15 protein-coding genes are annotated in these 16,194 nt (G+C 70.2%); 6 read left to right on the top strand and 9 right to left on the bottom strand.

All coding sequences use genetic code 11. The features are described from left to right. Nucleotides 1–178 precede the first annotated feature (178 nt). Entirely contained in the window at nucleotides 179–556 is a 378-nt protein-coding gene (locus tag ACOJSN_RS20955) for a VOC family protein (RefSeq protein ID WP_420114420.1), read from the bottom strand. 103 nt (nucleotides 557–659) lie between these two features. Here ACOJSN_RS20955 and ACOJSN_RS20960 point away from each other — a divergent pair, with 103 nt between their 5' ends. After that, nucleotides 660–1,238: a TetR/AcrR family transcriptional regulator gene (locus tag ACOJSN_RS20960; RefSeq protein ID WP_420114421.1), complete on the top strand. Its 579-nt coding sequence runs from the start codon at nucleotides 660–662 to the stop codon at nucleotides 1,236–1,238. A gap of 241 nt (nucleotides 1,239–1,479) precedes the next feature. Here ACOJSN_RS20960 and ACOJSN_RS20965 read toward each other — a convergent pair whose 3' ends face one another. Next, nucleotides 1,480–2,889 (bottom strand): PLP-dependent aminotransferase family protein, encoded by a 1,410-nt coding sequence (locus ACOJSN_RS20965; protein ID WP_420114422.1) that lies wholly within the window; start codon nucleotides 2,887–2,889, stop codon nucleotides 1,480–1,482. Here ACOJSN_RS20965 and ACOJSN_RS20970 point away from each other — a divergent pair. Next, nucleotides 2,888–3,823, top strand: a complete 936-nt coding sequence (locus ACOJSN_RS20970) for a DMT family transporter (protein WP_420114423.1) — start codon at nucleotides 2,888–2,890, stop codon at nucleotides 3,821–3,823. The genes ACOJSN_RS20965 and ACOJSN_RS20970 overlap by 2 nt on opposite strands. Nucleotides 3,824–3,939: 116 nt before the next feature. On the opposite strand, the gene ACOJSN_RS20975 is transcribed toward ACOJSN_RS20970, so the two are convergent. The 3 genes from ACOJSN_RS20975 to murI form a co-directional block, all read right to left on the bottom strand. Then, a complete protein-coding gene (locus ACOJSN_RS20975) occupies nucleotides 3,940–6,624 on the bottom strand; it encodes a phosphoenolpyruvate carboxylase (RefSeq protein WP_420114424.1) in 2,685 nt (894 codons plus the stop codon). 167 nt (nucleotides 6,625–6,791) lie between these two features. Then, nucleotides 6,792–7,565, bottom strand: a complete 774-nt coding sequence (locus ACOJSN_RS20980; RefSeq protein ID WP_420114425.1) for an MBL fold metallo-hydrolase — start codon at nucleotides 7,563–7,565, stop codon at nucleotides 6,792–6,794. Nucleotides 7,566–7,569: 4 nt separating this feature from the next. After that, nucleotides 7,570–8,439 carry a glutamate racemase gene (murI, locus tag ACOJSN_RS20985; RefSeq protein ID WP_420114448.1) on the bottom strand — a complete coding sequence of 290 codons (870 nt, stop codon included), beginning with the start codon at nucleotides 8,437–8,439 and terminating at the stop codon, nucleotides 7,570–7,572. 67 nt (nucleotides 8,440–8,506) lie between these two features. Here murI and ACOJSN_RS20990 point away from each other — a divergent pair, with 67 nt between their 5' ends. Beyond that, complete coding sequence (locus ACOJSN_RS20990; protein WP_420114426.1) at nucleotides 8,507–9,496, top strand: hypothetical protein; 990 nt, start codon at nucleotides 8,507–8,509, stop codon at nucleotides 9,494–9,496. On the opposite strand, the gene ACOJSN_RS20995 is transcribed toward ACOJSN_RS20990, so the two are convergent. Both ACOJSN_RS20995 and clpS read right to left on the bottom strand, forming a co-directional pair. Beyond that, nucleotides 9,483–10,064, bottom strand: coding sequence for a DUF2017 domain-containing protein (locus tag ACOJSN_RS20995; protein ID WP_420114427.1), 582 nt, complete (start codon nucleotides 10,062–10,064; stop codon nucleotides 9,483–9,485). The two genes, ACOJSN_RS20990 and ACOJSN_RS20995, sit on opposite strands and share 14 nt — an antisense overlap. After that, nucleotides 10,061–10,357 (bottom strand): ATP-dependent Clp protease adapter ClpS, encoded by a 297-nt coding sequence (clpS, locus tag ACOJSN_RS21000; protein ID WP_420114428.1) that lies wholly within the window; start codon nucleotides 10,355–10,357, stop codon nucleotides 10,061–10,063. Before clpS ends, ACOJSN_RS20995 begins: the two co-directional genes overlap by 4 nt. A gap of 97 nt (nucleotides 10,358–10,454) precedes the next feature. On the opposite strand from clpS, the gene ACOJSN_RS21005 reads away from it, so the two are divergent. Beyond that, nucleotides 10,455–11,765 (top strand): nicotinate phosphoribosyltransferase, encoded by a 1,311-nt coding sequence (locus tag ACOJSN_RS21005; RefSeq protein WP_420114429.1) that lies wholly within the window; start codon nucleotides 10,455–10,457, stop codon nucleotides 11,763–11,765. Between the two features lie 136 nt (nucleotides 11,766–11,901). Next, on the top strand, nucleotides 11,902–12,324 hold the full coding sequence (locus ACOJSN_RS21010) for an HIT family protein (protein ID WP_420114430.1): 423 nt from the start codon (nucleotides 11,902–11,904) through the stop codon (nucleotides 12,322–12,324). Between the two features lie 35 nt (nucleotides 12,325–12,359). Here the strand turns inward: ACOJSN_RS21010 and ACOJSN_RS21015 are convergent, their stop codons facing one another. Then, on the bottom strand, nucleotides 12,360–13,694 hold the full coding sequence (locus ACOJSN_RS21015) for an MFS transporter (RefSeq protein WP_420114431.1): 1,335 nt from the start codon (nucleotides 13,692–13,694) through the stop codon (nucleotides 12,360–12,362). Between the two features lie 96 nt (nucleotides 13,695–13,790). Between ACOJSN_RS21015 and ACOJSN_RS21020 the strand changes: the two genes are divergently transcribed. After that, complete coding sequence (locus ACOJSN_RS21020; protein ID WP_420114432.1) at nucleotides 13,791–14,384, top strand: ArsR/SmtB family transcription factor; 594 nt, start codon at nucleotides 13,791–13,793, stop codon at nucleotides 14,382–14,384. Nucleotides 14,385–14,386: 2 nt separating this feature from the next. Here the strand turns inward: ACOJSN_RS21020 and ACOJSN_RS21025 are convergent, their stop codons facing one another. Next, complete coding sequence (locus ACOJSN_RS21025) at nucleotides 14,387–16,183, bottom strand: DEAD/DEAH box helicase (protein WP_420114449.1); 1,797 nt, start codon at nucleotides 16,181–16,183, stop codon at nucleotides 14,387–14,389. Between the last annotated feature and the right edge of the window lie 11 nt (nucleotides 16,184–16,194).

Genomic DNA, 16,194 nt, shown 5'->3' on the forward strand with positions numbered 1-16,194 from the left:
CTTCGACTTCTTCACCGAGGCGATCGCGAGCCAGACTGCGCTGCCCCCTACCCCGATGACCTCGCCCGCGCTTGGCGGTTCGCTCCTCGTGGCGTACGCCGCCGCTGCAGCGCTTCTCGCCGTCGTCGTCCCGCTCAGGCGCGACCTGAGGTGAACGAGCCCGCGGTCGACCGCGGGATCAGGCCCGCACGTAGGCGCCCGCGTAGTCCTCGCTGGGGGCCACCGGCTGGATGATGTCGAGCAGCACACCGTCGGGCGCGGCAACGATGAAATGCCGCTGGCCGAAGTCCTCGTCGCGAAGCGGTAGCACCACATCCACCTCCGCTGCGCCAGCCACCCGGTCGTGGACGGCATCGACGTCGCTGACTTCAAGGTTGACGATCACTCCCCGCGGGAGTCCGCCGTATCCAGCGGGCACTGTGGCGTGGTCATGAGCCAAGATCGCCAACTCGAACTCGCCCAGGCGCAGGCTGACATACCAGTCGGTTTCAAAGGTCGTCTCGAAGCCGATGAGGTCGCGGTAGAAGGATGCCGCGGCGTCGACATCGCCTGACATGAGGACTGGGTAGAGGCTGGTGACTGACATGGCACTCCCTTACGTACGCTGTGGATGTAACGAGATCAGCATACATACTCTCTGTACGTAAAGGAACGAGACCATGCCCCGCGCGTCCGCAGCCGAAGCAGCCCAGACAGCCCTGCGCATCCTCGCCTCGGCGAGGGAGCTCTTCTCAGCGCGAGGCTTCAGTGACGTGTCCGTCGATGACGTGGCCCGCGATGCCGGGGTCACGCGAGGAGCGGTCTACCACCACTACCGGAACAAGGTGGCACTGTTCGGCGAGGTCGCCGCCCAGCTCCAGTCTGACGTCGCACGAGCTGTCGTCGCTGCAGCAGAGAAGGCGAACCCGCATCCTCATGAACGACTACGAGTCGGATCGCACGCGTTCCTCGATGCGATCACCAACGGCGCTGCGCTGCGCATCCTGCTCATCGATGCACCGGCGGTGACGGGCTGGCAGGAATGGCGCCGACTCGACGCGGAGAACTCAGCGACGCATCTGCGAGAGGCGCTACGTGAGGCAGGAGTTGCAGAAGAGCTCCTCGATGCGTCCACCGCGCAGCTCTCCGGCGCGATGAACGAGGCAGCCCTCTGGACGGCTCAACACACTGACACCGACCTCGCTCGCCAGCGGTCCCACGAGGCACTCGACACGCTCCTCGCGGCGTACATGTCGTAAGGCGAGACCTGCGGCCACACCCTCGCGCACCCCCACCGGCCCGCACGGCGATCGCCGTGCGACGCAAGGCGCACCAGGCGGCATCCGGCCGCTGCCCCGCCGAGGCCTCGAGCCCTACCCGCACCAGCCGCAACGACACCCTCGTTCGCGACGAGCATGCATTCGACAACGTTCACCTCGCTCGCGTCCACTCGGAAGAGCAGCCGGCATGAGGCTTGCACGTGCCAGGTCGTGCGTGGATTCAGTGTCTTGTCGTGAGCGCTTGCCCGATGATTCGCGCGGCGTCGGGGAATGCGTTGGGGTTGGGGCCCGAATAGTTCAGGCGCAGATAGCGGCCGGTCGGCTCGGCCGGGAACCACTCGTCCCCTGCTGCGATGATGACGCCCTGGGCTTCGCACGCGTGGGTGAGCCTCGGCAGATTCGTGTCGTCAGGCAGGCGCAGCCAGAGATTCAGACCACCGCGTGGCACGGCATCGAGGTGCGCTGCCGGGGTGTGCTCGCGCAGCGCATCGACAAGGAGATCGCGGCGGTGGGTCAACTGCCGCCGGAGCGAGCGCAGGTGCGTGCGCCAAGCCGGTTGCGTGACCACATCGACCGCGACGGCTTGCAACGCGGAACTGACGTACATCGCCTGAGCCTGCGTGTCCGCGAGGATGCGATCACGGGCAGGGCCACGCGCGATCAGGCCCGCGACCCGGACGGACGGGGAGACGCTCTTGGTGAGCGAGCGGATGCAGACCACGTGGCCGCTGTCGTCACGGGCCGCGATGGGGGCAGAGTCGGCGGCGATGCCGAAGTCGTGCGCCCAGTCATCCTCGATGAGGAACGCGCCATGCTCGCGCACGATCCCGAGCACGGTATCGCTCAGATCGGGGGTCCACTGGCCGCCGGTGGGGTGGGCGAAGTTCGGTTGCGCGTAGAACGCGCGCGCCCCGGTCTGCGCGAACGCGCGGTCGAGGTCATCGGGGCTCGGGCCCCGCGGCCCGGACGGGATCGGGACGAGCTGCACGCCGACCTGCGCGGCGGCAAGCATCGCCCCCCAGTAGCTCGGGGACTCGATCAACAACGGACGCCCGACCCCGACGAGAGTGCGGAAGAGGGTGCTGAGGCCGCTCTGGCTACCCGGCAGGATCACGACATCACTCGCAGCCGGGGTGGTGAGGCCCGCGGGAGTGATCGCGCCGAGTTCAGCGGCGAACCAGGACTGCAACTCGGGCAGGCCCGCGGCGGGTGGGCGGCTCACGGCCGCCTCGCTGCGTGCGGCACGAGCGAACGCAGCCCGCACGAGGCGTTCGGGCAGCAACTCTCTGTCGGGGTAGCCGGAGTGCAGAGCGATCACATCGTTCGGTGTCGTGCGCAGCGCCGACGACGAGACCGGGGGCCGATGTTGCGGGGAGCCGAGCGCGGCCGTCTGCCAGCCGTAATCGCTCGGGCGGGCCGTGCGGACCGCGCAGACAAACGTGCCGACGCCGGGCCGTGACTCGATCACGCCCTGCCCGATGAGTGCGCGCAGCGCCTTCTGCACCGTGACCGGGCTGACCTCGAACTGCGCGACGAGCTTGCGCGTCGACGGGAGCTGCGCGCCCGCGGGAGCGGCGGCGATCCACGTGCGGAGAGCTGACACGATGCGGTCGCTGCTACTCTGGATCATGACGGCTCATGATAGCGCTACTCTTCAATCTACGACGCCGCTACTCACCTCACCCACTGGATTGTGGTGGGGGCTGCTCGGCGTCACCGCGTTCTCGTTCACGGTGCCGTTCACTCGGGTCGCGGTGGAGAACGGGCACATGTCGGCCCTGTTCGTAGGCTCGGGCCGTGCGGTGATCGCAGCCGCGCTCGCCGCCCTCGCGCTCGGGCTGACACGGCAGCGGCTCCCCCGCGGTACTCAATGGAGGCAGGTCGCCGTGGTCGCAGGCGGCGCGGTGGTCGGGTTCCCGCTGCTCACCTCGTTCGCGCTCACGACCACGCCCGCGAGCCACGGGGCCGTGGTGATCGCGCTCCTGCCCGCAGCGACAGCGGTGATCGCGGTCCTCCGCACAGGCGTACGACCTGCGCGCGCGTTCTGGGCCGCTGCCGCGTCCGGCGCCGTCGCTGCAGTGGTGTTCGCCGTGATCCAGGGCGGCGGCTTCGGCGGGCTGCACGTCTCCGACCTGCTGCTGTTCGCCGCCGTCGCGGTCTGCGCGATCGGCTACGCGGAAGGCGGACTGCTCTCCCGCAGCTTGGGGTCGTGGCAGACGATCTCGTGGGCGCTTGTACTCGCCTCACCGCTGATGATTCTGCTGACCGGCATCGCCATGGTGCAGCAGCCGCCTAGGGGCACACTCAGCGAGTGGGGTGCGTTCGGGTACCTCGCGGCGGTGAGCATGTTCCTCGGATTCTTCGCCTGGTATCGCGGCCTCGCCATCGGCCCGATGGCACAGGTCAGCCAAGTCCAACTCACCCAACCCGTGATGAACATTCTCTGGGCGGGCCTGCTGCTGGGCGAGTACATCGGCTGGCAGACCATCGTCGGTGGCATCGCTGTGATCGGCTGCGCACTGCTCGCCGTCCGCGCCCGCAACCTAGAAGGACAGGCAGGCTGACGAGAGACTGTCCGCGCCACCTGATGACCGATCTCGAGCACCGCCGCGGTTGAACCGTGGCCAATGGGACCACGGGCGCCCCATGCAAAGGTGAGCGCCGGCCCCGACCGGCGACGTCAGCCGGTGTTCTGGAGTCCGGCAGCCACGCCGTTGACGCTGAGCAGCAGGACGCGGCGGAGCTTGGTCTCGGTGGCGTCGTCGGCATCCCCGGCGCGCAGCGCGGAGAGGGCTCGGAGCTGGATCAGCGAGAGCGCGTCGACGTAGGGCGAACGGAGCTGCACGGCTCGGCCCAGGACCCGGTGACCGGCGAGCAGCCGCTCCTGCCCGGTGATCTTGACGATCCAGTCCTTGGTCAGCTTCATCTCCCGGAGCACGAGGTCGGCGAGGTCGTCCCGGTCACCGAGCGCGAGATAGCGCTTGGCGATGCGAGTGTCGGTCTTCGCGAGCGACATCTCGACGTTGTCGATCATCGTCGCGAACAGCGGCCAGCGCCGGTAGGCGTCGCGCAGCCGGTCGAGGTCGCCCACCGAGGCGAGCGCGGTACCGAGGCCGTACCAGCCGGTGAGGTTGATCCGCGCCTGCGTCCAGGCGAACACCCACGGGATCGCTCGCAGGTCCTCCAGCGACTCCACCGACAGGCCGCGGCGGGCTGGTCGGGACCCGATCGCGAGCCAGCCCACCTCCTCCTGTGGCGTCACGGTGGCGAACCACTGCGGGAACCCCTCTGCTCGGACGAGCTCGTAGAAACGCTCACGGCTGGCGACGTCCATCGCGGCCGCGACATCGGCGAAGTCATGGGCGGCGCCGGAGTTGCGCTCGGAGATCGCGGGCGTGGCCTGCAACAGCGTGGCCGCCGCCACCTGCTCGATGTGTCGAGAGGCGATCACCGGGTCGCCGTAGCGCGCGAAAATCACCTCACCCTGCTCGGTCAGCTTGAACCTGCCATCGACCGAGCCCGGGGGCTGCGCCAGCACCGCGCGATTCGCGGGGCCGCCGCCGCGCCCGAGCGCACCACCGCGGCCGTGGAACAGCGTGAGCGTGATGTCGTTGCGCTCGGCCCACTCGGAGATCCGGCTCTGCGCGTCGTACAGCGCGAGCGTGGCCGACACCGGGCCGACGTCCTTGCTGGAGTCCGAGTACCCGAGCATGACCTCGAGCCGCCGCTCGGTCTCCGCCAGCCGCTTCTGCACCTGCGGCAGCTCGAGCATGCCGTCGAGCACCGTGGTGGAGTTCTGGAGGTCGTCGAAGGTCTCGAACAACGGGATCGCATCGATCACCGGAGCGTCGTCGGCCGAGCCGAGCGCCACCTCCGCGAGCCGGAACACGTTGGCGATGTCCTGCGCCTTGGTGGTGAAGGAGACGATGTAGCGCCGCGCGCCCTTGACGCCGTAGCGCCGCTGCACGCTGGCGATCGCGCGGAAGGTCTCCAGCACCTCCTCGCTCATGTCCGAGAGCGGCTCGCCGGCATCGACCTGTGCGAGCGTCTTCTCGTGCACGGCGGAGTGCTGCCGCACCTCGAGCTCGGCGAGGTGGAAGCCGAAGGTCTCGACCTGCCAGATCAGCGACTGCACGTCGCCGTAGGCCTTGCGCGGGTCACTGGCGGCCAACGCGCCCTGCACCACCCGCAGGTCGGCGAGCACCTCGTCCACGCTCCGGTAGGCGAGATCGGCGTCCCGACGGCGGGTGGCGCCGATGCGCTCGGCGATCGTCAGCATCACTCGCCGGTAGGGCTCGTCGGGCGAGCGGCCCGCGATGTCCTCCGTGAGGTCCTCGGCGAGGCGCCGCTGCCGCGCCCACAGCGCCTCCAGCTCGGGCGAGGGCGGCGTGGTCGCTGCCTCGAGCGTGAGCCCGCGGCCGATCCTGACGGCGGCGCGCTCGAGACCGAGCAGCACGTGCTCGGAGGCGATGCCGGCAGCGGCGCGGGTGATGGAGGCGGTCACGTTCGGGTTGCCGTCACGGTCGGCGCCGATCCACGACCCGAGGCGCACGAACGCGGGCACCACCGGCGGCCGTGGCTGCGCGGGGTCCTCAGCAAGCAGGTCGTCAAACGCCCGGTACACCTTGGGCAGCACCGTGAACAGCGTCTCGTCGAACACGCCCATCGCGGTGCGCACCTCGTCGAGCGGTGTCGGCTTGTCGAGCCGCAGCGGCGAGGTGCGCCACAACGTGTCGATCTCGCTCAGCAGCTCGCGCCGGTTCTCCTCCAGCGTGCGCGCGGTCATGCGTGGATCGTCACGCTGACCCACCAGGTCGCTGATGCGCCGGATGCATGCAGCCACGGCGCGGCGACGGGCCTCGGTCGGGTGCGCGGTCAGGACCGGCCGGAACTCCAGCCCGGCGACCCGACGCCGGGTCTCCTCCTCGCCCAGGTCCGCACGGAGCTTCGCGATCGCGCCGGCGAGCGAGTCCTCGGCGGGCCTGGATGCAGCATCGCCCTCCCGCTCCCGGAGCACGCGGATGCGGTGGAACTCCTCGGCGAGGTTGACCAGGTGGAAGTAGCACGTGAACGCGCGCGAGAGCAGCTCGGCGCGATCCAGACTGAGGTCCTCGACGAACGCCACTGCCTCGTCGAACGCCTCGGTTCCGGACTCGGTGTACGCGCGGATCGTGAGCTCGCGCAGCCGCTCGACGTCAGCGAGCAGGTCGTCGCCGCCGCTCTCGGCGATGACGGTCCCCAGCAGCTCGCCGAGCAGCCGCACGTCGTGGCGCAGCGCGTCCGGCATCTCGGAGACGGCTCCTGTGCGCGAGCCTGTCGCGATGCCGTTCGCGGCTGTGTCGAGGTTCTCGGTGGGCTCAGCCATGATCGCGAGACTAGCGAGCGCGCGGCGAGACTCCTACGCGCGGTCACGGTACGGACGCGGCATCGGGTCCGCCCGCGATGCGGAAAACCGCCGGAACGGCACGCATCCGCCGCAGGACTCCGAGTGCGCTGTGATCGTGACCACAGCGCCGGAACGGCCGCGGGACCTCAGAGGGCGATGGCGGCCCCAGGCTGTGCGAGGTCGACCGGCCCTCCGTAGGCGGTGCATGCCTCAGCGCGCACGGTCTCACGCGAGGTCCACGGCGGGATGTGGGTGAGCACCAGTCGCTCGGCGCGAGCCTCGGTGGCGAGCTCCCCCGCCCGGCGTCCGGTCAGGTGGATCCCGCGGACCTCGTCGCGCCCCTCCTCGAAAGCGGCCTCGGCCAGCAGCAGGTGGGCATCGGCGGCCGCGGCGACCACGCCCTCGCACGAGTCGGTGTCGCCCGTGTACACGAGAGTCCGCGGCCCGGTGCCATCCTCAGCCGGCCCGGTGATCCGCATCGCGAAGGCCGGCACCGGGTGCCGCACCGGGAACGGCTCGATCACCAGCGGGCCGAGGCGAACCGGCTCACCCGGCTGCCACACGCGAGTGTCGAAGACCGGCCCACCCTCGCTCGGCTCCCCCGACACCTGCGCCACGCGGTCGCACGTCCCCTCGGGACCCCACAGCGGCATCGGCCGGTGCGGGGCGCCAGGGCCGTACTTCAGGTAGACCTCGAGGGCAGCCACGTCGACCATGTGGTCGGCATGCAGGTGCGAGAGCAGCACCGCGTCCAGCTCCTCGGGCGCGACGTACCGGAGCAGCTGTCCGAACGCCCCGGAGCCGAGATCGAGCAGCACCGACGTGGTCCGATCCCCCTCGTCGGCCTGCACGAGGTAGCAGGACGAGGCCGAGTCCGGTCCGGAGACCGAGCCCGAGCAGCCGACAACGACGAGACGCATGGCCTCAGATCACCACTTTCGGGATCTCGCCGGCGATCTCGGCGGCGCTCTGGGCGCCGACCTCGGGGCCGAGGAAGCGGCGTGCGAGCTTGTCGAACGCCTTCGGGTCACCGGTGGCGAGGAACGAATAGGTAGGGGTGGCGTGCGGGTCCGCCGTCAGGTGGTGTGCCACCAGCGTGCGGTAGACGTCCTTGGCCGTCTCCTCGGCGCTGCTCACGAGCGTGACGCCGTCACCCGCCACGTAGGAGATCACGCCGGTCAGCAGCGGGTAGTGGGTGCACCCGAGCACGAGCGTGTCCACGTCGGCGGCAAGCACCGGGGCGAGGTAGGAGCGGGCCAGGTCGATGAGCTCCTCACCCGAGGTCTCGCCTCGCTCGACGTAGTCCACGAAGGCGGGGCACGCCGTCGTCGTCAATCGCAGATGCGGCGCAGCCGCGAAGGCATCGTCGTAGGCGCGCGACGTGATCGTCGCCTGGGTGCCGATCACACCGACGCGCCCGGATCGGGTGGCGGCGACCGCGCGGCGCACCGCCGGCAGGATCACCTCGACCACCGGCACCCCCTGGGCCACGGTGTACCGCTCACGCGCGTCGCGCAGCACCGCAGAGGAGGCCGAGTTACAGGCGATCACCAGCATCTTCACGCCAGCGGCCACGAGGTCGTCCATCACCCGCAGCGCGTGCGCCCGCACCTGCGCCAGCGGCTGCGGCCCGTAAGGAGAGTTCGCGGTGTCGCCGATGTAGAGGATCGACTCGTTCGGCAGCTGGTCGATCACGGCGCGCGCAACGGTCAGACCCCCTACTCCGGATTCCAATAACCCGAGGGGGGGGGTCCTCCGGTTGCGCGTTTTAACTCGCGACGATCGCCGCGACAGCCCGCCAACCGCCGCGATGTGGCGAGTTTCACGGGCTCGGTCGCCCTAGGGTGGTGCCGATCCGGGGGTGAGCATGGGTAGCGAGAACGCGACACAGATCGCCATCGCAGCGGCGGCTGCGCTGCTGGCGCTGTTCCAGCTCGTGCTGACGATGTTCAGTGGCAGCAGGGTCGAGCATCTGCGTGCCCAGCACATGGCGAACCTCGCGAGCGCGCTGCCCGCCGTGGAGCGCGAAGCCGGCGGCTCACTCGACGCTGCTGCGGTGGAGCACCTCCGCTCCGAGCTGCGGCTCGCCACGATGCAGTACCGCGTGGCACGCCTGACCCTGACGTCCCTACGCCCCTGGGTGCTGTACTGGCTGCTGCTCGCCACGATCGGCATCGGGTCCTGGTGGCTGCTGACCACGGACCGCTCCGAGGGCGTCGCCTCCACGCCGGGCGACGAGCCTCTCGCCATCGTTGCCATCGCCGTCATACCGGTGTTCCTGCACTACGTCGCCGCCTACGCCACGCGGCGACGCCAGCGGCCCGGCATCGCCGCCGTAGATCCCGGGTACCTCACCATCGACCCGCCCCACATGCCGGGCTCCGCAGCCGAGGACACGGCCGGCTGGCTTCCCCGCCGGCTTGCGCGTGACCTCTGGCAGGAGGATCGGCGAGCGCGCCATGACGTGCGCCGACGCGCCCTGCAGCCGCGCGTGGCGTTCTGGAGCATCCGTCTCACGAGCATCGTCACGGGGGTGCTCAGCGGCGTGGCGCTCTCCTTCTTAATCGCGACGGCGCTCAACCGGCTCGTGCAGCCCGACTCGACCGGTGCGCGCGACGCCGCTGTGCTGTCCGTGGTCGCGTTGCCCTGGCTCGTGCTCGTGTACTGGACGACGTGGCTGATCGTCGAACGCCCGTGGAACATCCGCGCGAAAGACCCCGAGGGACCGTCCGGCACATCGGGGTCGGACACTCCGACGTCGTCGGCGTGGATCGTGCTCGGTGCGATCGCCACCCTCCTCGGCCGGTCGCCCAAGAAGCCCGACCGGGCCGACTCGGCTACAACGCCTTGAGCATCACCGACATCAACGACTCCTGCAGCCACGTCAGCGCCATGTACAGGCTCGCGAGCGCGGCTCGCACCTCGTCCTCGTCCCCTGCTCGACGGCGGCGGGTGGCGGTCTGATAGACCGCCTCGGCATCGTCGTCGGTCTCGATCCCGAGCCGTTCGGACAGCACGAGCCGTACGTCGGTGAGCGCGGCCGCCCAGTCCAGCGCCCGTTCGGGCATGACCTCCAGCCGCTCCCCCGGCGCGAGCAGCGCCCCCCACACCATCCGCAGCCGCTCGACCTTCTGAGCGCGGAGATCACCCTCGGTGAGCCGACGGAACTCGGAGGCCACGCCGTCGTCCTCCGAGGCATTCGGCAGCAACCGGGCGAGAGCCGGATCGGTGGGCGCCGCGACACCGTCGGCGGACCAGGCGAGCGCAGCGAGCGGGTCGTCCTCCTGCTCGGGGCGCTCGACGTCGAGCCGGGTGCCGAGCAACAACGCGGTGTCGGCGACCACGCGAGAGAGGATCGTGCGCTCGGTCCGGTCGAGCTGCGCCACGTAGACGCCGCGCTTGCGCGCGAACCCCCTCACGAGGCGTCCTCCTGCTGCATGGTTGCCCACAGCCCGAACGAGTGCATCGCCTGGACGTCGATCTCCATCTTCTCGCGCGACCCGGACGAGACCGCCGATCGACCCTCCTGGTGGACCTGCAGCATCAGTTTCTTGGCCTTGCGCTCGTCGTAGCCGAAGTAGCTCTGGAACACGTAGCTGACGTAGCTCATGAGGTTCACCGGGTCGTTCCAGACGATCGTCACCCATGGGCGGGCGGCCTCGACGACGACGTCGGTCGCCTGCTGCTCCTCGACGTCCGGCAGTGCACTCACCTCACCAGGTTACGAGTGTTCGTCGGCGCGACATGCCACGCGGTCGGTTCGCCCGCTACCGCTCGGCCGTCGGGCCGTTCGATATAGCGTGTGCGCCATGTCGACGGCGCTGCTCACCGACCGCTACGAGCTCACCATGCTGCAGGCCGCGCTGGCCGATGGCACCGCACATCGCAGATCGGTCTTCGAGGTCTTCACCCGCAGGCTGCCCGCGGGCCGCCGGTACGGCGTGGTCGCCGGGATGGGGCGCGTGCTGGAGGCTATCCGGGACTTCCGCTTCGGCGAGGACGAGCTGGACTACCTGCGCGAGAACGGCATCGTGGACGAGCCCACGCTCGACTATCTCGCGAACTACCGCTTCACCGGTGACGTCTACGGCTACGCCGAGGGCGAGGTGTTCTTCCCCGGGTCCCCGCTGCTCGTGGTCGAGTCGACGTTCGCCGAGGGCATCCTGCTCGAGACCGTGATCCTGAGCATCCTCAACTACGACTCTGCGGTGGCCTCTGCCGCCTCGCGCATGACATCGGCTGCGGGTGCTCGCCCGTGTCTGGAGATGGGGTCGCGACGGGCGCACGAACGCGCCGCGGTGGCCGCCGCACGGGCTGCGATGGTCGCGGGTTTCGCGGGCACCTCCAACCTCGAGGCAGGGCGTGCCTACGGGCTGCCCACGATCGGCACGGCTGCGCACTCGTTCACGCTGCTGCACGACGACGAGGAGGCCGCGTTCGCCTCCCAGGTCGCGGCCTACGGCGCCGACACCACGCTGCTGGTCGACACCTACGACATCACGGTCGGGGTGCGCCGGGCGATCGAGGCCGCCGGCACCGAGCTCGACGCGATCCGGCTCGACTCCGGTGACCTCGGTGTGGTGGCGCGCGAGGTCCGCGAGCAGCTCGACTCGCTCGGGGCGGCGGGCACCAAGATCGTGGTCTCCTCCGACCTCGACGAGTACGCGATCGCCTCGCTCGCCGTCGCTCCCGTGGACTCCTACGGCGTGGGCACCTCGGTGGTGACCGGCTCGGGTGCGCCGACCTGCGGCATGGTCTACAAGCTCGTGGAGCGTGAGGGAGCCGACGGCACGATGCAGGGTGTGGTGAAAGCGTCCACGTCGAAGGCCTCGGTCGCAGGCCGCAAGAGCGCTGCGCGGAGGATGGACCAAGCCGGCCGGGCCGCCGAGGAGATGGTGCTCGCAGGCGCCGACGCCACGTGGACGCCCATCGAGGAGGGCATGCGGCTGTTGCACGTGCCGCTCGTGCGGGCGGGCCAGGTGGACGAGCGCTACCTCGGCGCTGCGGGCGTCACGCTCGCGGCCGAGCGCCACGCCACCTCCCGCGGCGAGCTCGGCCCCTCGGCGCGCCGCCTCTCCTCCGGCGACCCCGCGATCCCGACGACCCACGTCGCGCTCTGAGGGCTCCTCAACTCTCCACCTCCAGCCGGCGCCGGTGAGTCCGGTCCCACCGGACCACTCGACGTCGGACCACACTCACCACCCCGGCGGGATAGTGGGACCACACTCACCGCCACTCCCATGGCAGGCTGGGGGCGTGGCAGACGAGAAGCGTTGCCTCTTCTGCCGGATCGTCACGGGGAGCGATTCCGCACACGAGGTACTCCGCACCGACACGGTGGTCGCCTTCCTTGACATCCGGCCGGTCTTCCACGGGCACACGCTCGTGGTCCCGGCCGCGCACGTCGACACGCTGCCCGATCTCCCCGCCGATCGCCTCGCCGACTACTTCTCCGCGCTGCAGCTGATCAGTCGGGCGATCCCGCAGGCGCTGGGCTCGCAGGGCACCTGGGTCTCGATCAACAACGTGGTCAGCCAGTCCGTGCCGCACCTGCACACGCATGTGGTGCCTCGGACCAAGGGCGACGGTCTCCGTGGCTTCTTCTGGCCGCGCACCTCGTACGCCGAGAACGAGGCGAAAGAGACCGCAGAGCGGATCCGCTCCGCCGTCAAGCAATGACCTGAGCCGAGGCTCCGTGCCGCGCCACCTGCGACTCACGACTGGTCGCTCGGCCGAACCTCCCGCTCGGCATCCGCCCGCGCGACCACCTCGGGGGTGACCCGCAGGATCGCGTAGACCACGAACACCAGACACACCGCCACGGCACCGAGGAACACCGCCGGCAATCCGAACGTCTCCCCGACGATGCCGCCGAGCAGCGCGCCGACCGGCATCGTGCCGTAGCCCAAGGTGGCGGAGGCACCTCCGACTCGGCCGAGCAGAGCGTCCGGGATCAGCCTCTGACGCAACGACCGGGAGATCACGTTGCCGACCGTGTTCGTGAAACCCACCAGAACGAACGCGGCGCCGATCACCCAGCCGTTCGGTACCAGGACCGGCACCACGAGCAGCAGCGAGTTCGTCATCCACACGATCCCGAGCAGTCGTGTCTCGCTGATCCGGGCAAGCAGGTGCTCGGCCAGCACCGATCCGAGCACGGCCCCGATCGCGACCGTGGTGATGAGGATCGCGTACATCTGCTCGGTGAGTCCCACGGCCGACGTCGGACCGACGAGCCAGAGCACGAAGACCGCGAAATAGGCCGTGTTTGCGAGGTTCATGGCAGACGACGTGATCACGAGCGTGCGCAGCACCTTGTGGCCGAGGATGAACCGCAGACCCTCCCGGATCCGGGAGGGCAGCGACTCCGTGAGCTCGGCAGTTGCCCTGGGCTCGTCGCCCTCGGAACCCGCAACGCGGGCGCCGGCCACGTGATCACCGGCCCGGTAGCGCCCGCGCATGCCGAGCCCGATGAACGCGATCGCGATGCCGCAAAGCAGGCCCGGGCCGCCGAACGCCCAGGCTGGACCCACGGTGAGCAGGAATCCGCCCAGCGGTGCGCCCACGAACTGGTTCGCCACCTGCTGCACGCCCAGCAGCCGGCCGTTCCCGGCGGCCAGCCGCGAGCGCGGCGTCACTGCCGGGTTCAGCGTGCCCGCCGAGGTGTCGGCGAACACCTCGGCGGCACCGAACACCAGCAGCAGCCCCAGCATGACCGGCAGGCTCAGACCATCGGCGAGGGCGGCGGTTGTCGCGAGGGCGAGCACCGCCATCCGCAGTGCCATCGCGGCGAGCATGATCCGCCGTCGGTCGCCACGATCGATCACCGCCCCCGCGTAGAGGCCGAGCAGCAACCACGGCAGCCAGGTCGCGGCCGAGAGCAGCGAGATCTGCAGCGGCGACGTGGTCAGTCCGAGCCCGATGAGCGGCACGGCCACCAGCAGGATCCCATCGGCCAGGTTGGAGGAGGCGGTCGAGGCGAAGAGTGCGACGAATCGGCGTCCCAGCGGTTCCACCGCGGTCGGCTCGGTGTCGATCGGTGCGGCCACGGCGGGCTCCTAGACTGAGTAGAGAGATCGATGCAGAGAAATCTCTGCAGAAGTATCTCTGCATACGGTACTGGCACCCAGCGCGAAGGGCAAGACATGGACGAGCTCGCGTTCGAACCGGAGCTGGACTCGGCAGCGATGAAGGCGTTCGCGCATCCGCTGCGCCTGCGGATGTTCTCCGCCCTCTCCAACGGCGGACCCGCCACCGCCACCCGGCTGGCTGAACGGCTCGGCGAGAACACCGCACAGACCAGCTACCACCTGCGCCAGCTCGAGCGGCACGGCCTCGTGGAGGAGGACACAAGTCTCGGCAAGGGCCGCGAGCGCTGGTGGCGTGCCGCGTCGTTCAGCCTCCCGCGGCGCGACGACGACGCCACGAGCGCGGTCGGGGCCGTGCTGCGCTCCGCGATCCTCGAGGAGAGTGCAGCCACGCTGCGGACGTGGCTGACCGAAGGCGGACCGCCCGAGTGGGTCAACGCATCGCTGGAGCAGTCGACCACGGCGATCCTCAGCGCAGGCGAACTGGCCGCGCTGAACCGCGAGGTACAGATGGTGATCGATCGACACACGGACGCCGCCAGCGGTCGCGAGGCGGAGCTGCAGGCAGGTTCGGCGACCCTGCGCCGGATCCGCGTCCTCTACAACGGCTTCCCGCTACCGCAGGATCCTGCCGCACCGTCGGAAGACTGAGGTCAGCTCTTCCCGATGAACCAGGCGCGGACCTTCTCGATCCGCTTCTCGATCTGTTCCGCGGTGGCAGTCGCGACCTCTCCCCCGCCGCTGTGCTGGCGCAACCGGGTGTGCAGCACCCCGTGAGGGGTGCTGGAGCGGCGCGACCACGCGGACACCAACTGGTTGAGCTCCTTGCGCAGCTCGGTCAGGCGGCGGTGATCGACCACTGCGGCCCCATCGGTCCCAGTGCGCTTCGGTGCTCGAGCCACGTGCTGGGCCTGGTGCTGGCGCAGCAGGGTGGCAACCTGGTCGGCGTCGAGCAGGCCGGGCAGCCCGAGGAAGTCGAGCTCCTCGTCGGAGCCGACGTCACCGCCCACGCCGAACTCACCGCCGTCGAAGAGAACCTTGTCGAAGGAGGCGTTCGCCTCGAGCGCCTCGAAACCGGCGAGCATCCCGTCGCTGGCGGACTCCTCCTTGTTCGCCTGTTCCAGCGCCGCGTCGTCGAGGAGCACCTCGCCCGCCTCGTCGCTGGTCTTGCGGTCCAACGCGTGGTCCCGCTCGGCCTCCAGCTCGCCGGCGAGCCCCAGCAGCACTGGAACCGACGGCAGGAAGATCGACGCCGTCTCGCCGCGCTTGCGTGCGCGCACGAAACGCCCGATCGCCTGCGCGAAGAACAACGGCGTCGCCGCGGCGGTGGCGTACACACCCACCGCGAGCCGCGGCACGTCCACCCCCTCGGACACCATCCGCACCGCCACCATCCAGCGCTGCTCACCCGCCGAGAAGTCCTCGATCCGCTTCGAGGCGCCGGCATCGTCGGAGAGCACCACCACCGGCGGCTCACCCGTGATCGCCCGCAGCTGCGCCGCGTAGGCGCGTGCTGTGTCCTGGTCGGTCGCGATCACGAGACCGCCGGCGTCGGGGACACTGCGGCGCACCTCGGACAGCCGGGTGTCGGCGGCCTTGAGGACCGAACGGATCCACTCGCCGTCGGGGTTGAGCGCGGTGCGCCACGCCTGCGCGATCGCATCCTTGGTCATCGGGGTGCCGAGCCGCGCGCTGACCTCATCACCCGCCCGAGTGCGCCAGCGCATCTCGCCCGTGTAGGCGAGGAAGATGACCGGCCGGACCACGCCGTCGCGCAACGCGTCGCCGTAGCCGTAGGAGTAGTCGGAGCGCGAGCGGCGGATGCCTTCGGCGTCACGCTCGTACTCGACGAACGGGATCGCTGCCGTATCTGAGCGGAACGGGGTCCCCGTCAGCGCCAGCCGGCGCGTCGCAGGCTCGAACGCCTCCCGCACCGCGTCGCCCCAGGAGAGCGCGTCGCCGCCATGGTGCACCTCATCGAGGATCACGAGCGTGCGGGCAGCCTCCGTACGGGCACGGTGCAGGGCAGGGTTCGCGGCGACCTGGGCGTAGGTGAGCGCCACGCCGTCGAACTGGGCGCCGTGGCGCCCCTGGGCGTTGCGGAAGCTCGGGTCGATGCTGATGCCGACCTTCGCCGCAGCATCCGCCCACTGGGTCTTCAGGTGCTCGGTCGGCGCGACCACGCTGACGCGCCGCACCACGCCGGTCTCCAACAGCTCGGTCGCGATCCGCAGCGCGAACGTGGTCTTGCCGGCGCCGGGCGTCGCGACCGCGAGGAAGTCACGCGGGGCTGTGCTCAGGTACCGCTCGAGCGCCGCCGCCTGCCAGGCGCGCAACCGACCGGCGGTCCCCCACGCCGCCCGCGCCGGGTAGGCCGGCGGGAGCTGGGTCGCGGCCGCGAGGGATGGACTCTGCGGGTGCTGCCCCTGGACCTGGTCATGCGGGCGCACGCCGACGGAGC

Source organism: Pseudactinotalea sp., from assembly GCF_048594945.1.
In the GTDB taxonomy this organism is placed as follows: Bacteria; Actinomycetota; Actinomycetes; order Actinomycetales; family Beutenbergiaceae; genus Pseudactinotalea.

Bases quoted from the DNA above. Each gene is read 5' to 3' on its own strand.
- ACOJSN_RS20980 (WP_420114425.1), bottom strand. From the start codon at position 7,565: ATGCGTCTCGTCGTTGTCGGCTGCTCGGGCTCGGTCTCCGGACCGGAC.
- ACOJSN_RS20960 (WP_420114421.1), top strand. From the start codon at position 660: ATGCCCCGCGCGTCCGCAGCCGAAGCAGCCCAGACAGCCCTGCGCATC.
- ACOJSN_RS20955 (WP_420114420.1), bottom strand. From the start codon at position 556: ATGTCAGGCGATGTCGACGCCGCGGCATCCTTCTACCGCGACCTCATC.
- ACOJSN_RS21020 (WP_420114432.1), top strand. From the start codon at position 13,791: ATGGACGAGCTCGCGTTCGAACCGGAGCTGGACTCGGCAGCGATGAAG.
- ACOJSN_RS20970 (WP_420114423.1), top strand. From the start codon at position 2,888: ATGACGGCTCATGATAGCGCTACTCTTCAATCTACGACGCCGCTACTC.
- ACOJSN_RS20975 (WP_420114424.1), bottom strand. From the start codon at position 6,624: ATGGCTGAGCCCACCGAGAACCTCGACACAGCCGCGAACGGCATCGCG.
- ACOJSN_RS21005 (WP_420114429.1), top strand. From the start codon at position 10,455: ATGTCGACGGCGCTGCTCACCGACCGCTACGAGCTCACCATGCTGCAG.
- ACOJSN_RS20965 (WP_420114422.1), bottom strand. From the start codon at position 2,889: ATGATCCAGAGTAGCAGCGACCGCATCGTGTCAGCTCTCCGCACGTGG.